This is a genomic window from Bradyrhizobium sp. 197 (assembly GCF_023073375.1).
Taxonomy (GTDB): Bacteria; Pseudomonadota; Alphaproteobacteria; order Rhizobiales; family Xanthobacteraceae; genus Bradyrhizobium.
On the sequence record NZ_JADPJJ010000113.1, the window covers coordinates 1 to 1,874 of the forward strand.

Annotated in this window: 1 protein-coding gene; it reads right to left on the minus strand. The window is 64.1% G+C overall.

Annotated elements, in window-relative coordinates; all coding sequences use genetic code 11:
* Positions 1–78: 78 nt before the first annotated feature.
* A complete protein-coding gene (gene ltrA / locus IVB27_RS26815) occupies positions 79–1,455 on the minus strand; it encodes a group II intron reverse transcriptase/maturase (protein WP_247446101.1) in 1,377 nt (458 codons plus the stop codon).
* Positions 1,456–1,874 lie beyond the last annotated feature (419 nt).

The window sequence follows — 1,874 nt, forward strand, 5'->3', positions numbered from 1 at the left end:
CGGGATAGGGGGACGCCTCGCGGCGTCGCCCCTCCCACACCACCGTACGTACGGGTCCGTATACGGCGGTTCGGTGGATTATGCGGGTCTCGGAGCCGCGATGGAAGCCAAGCCGAGTGACCTGAAGAAGACAGTTTGCAAGGCAATGTTAAGCGCAGGGCTCGCCGCCAACCGCCAAGGGCCATGTGGGCTGCCGGCAGTTTGAGCCGCCAGATCCCGGCCGACACCACGGCGTCGCAGTTCGGCAAAGCGAGTGCGACCACGCTTCCACTGCTTCCAGGCGATGGCGCGCAACCGCCGCCTGATCCACTGATCGAGTGCGCTCAACACCGACGGGGTTTGGCAGAAGCCGAAGTATCCGCGCCAGCCGACAAGGTAAGTGGACAGCTCCTTGGCGATCTGTTCGAGGCTTCGTCCGCACGTGCGTCGCGTCAGCTCCCGGACTCTCGCTTTGAAGCGGGTAATCGCCTGCGGTGCGATACGCCGCCGCGGCTCCTTCCCGCCTGTGAAGCTGAAGCCCAGGAACTTGCGGACGCTCGGCTTGGCAACCGCGCTCTTGGCCTTGTTGACCTTCAGCTTGAGGCGCTTTTCGAGGAACTTCTCGATGCCGGCCATCACCCGCTCGCCGGCCTTTCGACTGCGCACATAGATGTTGCAGTCATCGGCGTAGCGCACGAAGCGGTGGCCGCGCTTCTCCAGCTCCTTGTCCAGCACATCCAGCATCAGGTTCGACAACAGCGGCGAGAGCGGGCCGCCTTGCGGCGTACCTTCCTCCGTCGCGCTGACCAGTCCCCCTTCCAGCACGCCCGCGGTCAGAAAGCCGCGGATCAGCTTCAGGAGGCGCTTGTCAGCAACCCGCTTGGCAACCAGCCCCATCAGGATGTCGTGGTTGACCCGGTCGAAGAACTTCTCCAGGTCGATGTCCACGACAAAGCCGTGCCCGGACGCGATGTACGCCTGCGCCTGTTCCACAGCCTGATGCGCCGAGTGCTTCGGCCGGAAGCCGAAGCTCGTTCCGGAGAACGTTCCGTCCCAATCCGCCTGCAGCACCTGCAGTACCGCCTGTTGGATGAAGCGATCGAGCACCGTGGGGATGCCGAGCGGCCGAGTGCCGCCCGATGCCTTCGGTATCTCGACGCGTCGTACCGGTTGCGGCTTGTAGGTGCCCTCCAGCAACTGGGCTCGGATCGTGGGCCAGTGCTCCTTCAGGTAGGTCGGCAGCTCATCAACGGACATGCCGTCGATGCCTGCCGCACCTTTATTGCGCTTCACTCGCGCCAACGCTTCCTTCAGATTCTCACGCTCGACCACTGCTTCCATCAACGGCCCTGCGACCGCCGGGCGTTCGAGACTGGCTTTCGCCGCACGTGCTTCGGCCTCTTGGGCGGCGGCCTTCGGGGCTTCACCCCTCGCTCCGGTGCCCAAGTTCAGTTCGATCTGTTTCTTCTGCCGCATGGCTCGCACGAGATTACCGCTCTACTGGCCTCTTCCACCGTTCAGGCCTTCGGCAGCGCGCCGCCGCCTACTATGCCCTCGGCTGACTTCTGCACTGCGGTCAGGCCGCCTTGCGACGGCCTCAGTCCCGTTGCCGGGACACAGCACAGACCTCCCGAGGTAAGACCGACCGCCTTCACCGCACCCCCGCCGGATTTACCACCCCGGTCCTTGATGACTATGGACTTCGCGATCAGTTGCTCGCTCGTCCGGCCGGGTAGGCCTCGTTATCCGGTGCTTGTCCATCGGGCCGCGGCTTTGCTCCACGCTGTCTTCAGACCCCACCTCACGATGACGCCCTTGCGCTTCGCTAATCCTTCGCCGCCATCAGGCTGGATAGAGGACTTCCACCTCCAAGCTGTCGTTCATACTCGGCACAC

Excerpts from the sequence above, each read along its gene's own strand:
- ltrA (WP_247446101.1), bottom strand. The coding sequence starts at position 1,455 with ATGCGGCAGAAGAAACAGATCGAACTGAACTTGGGCACCGGAGCGAGG.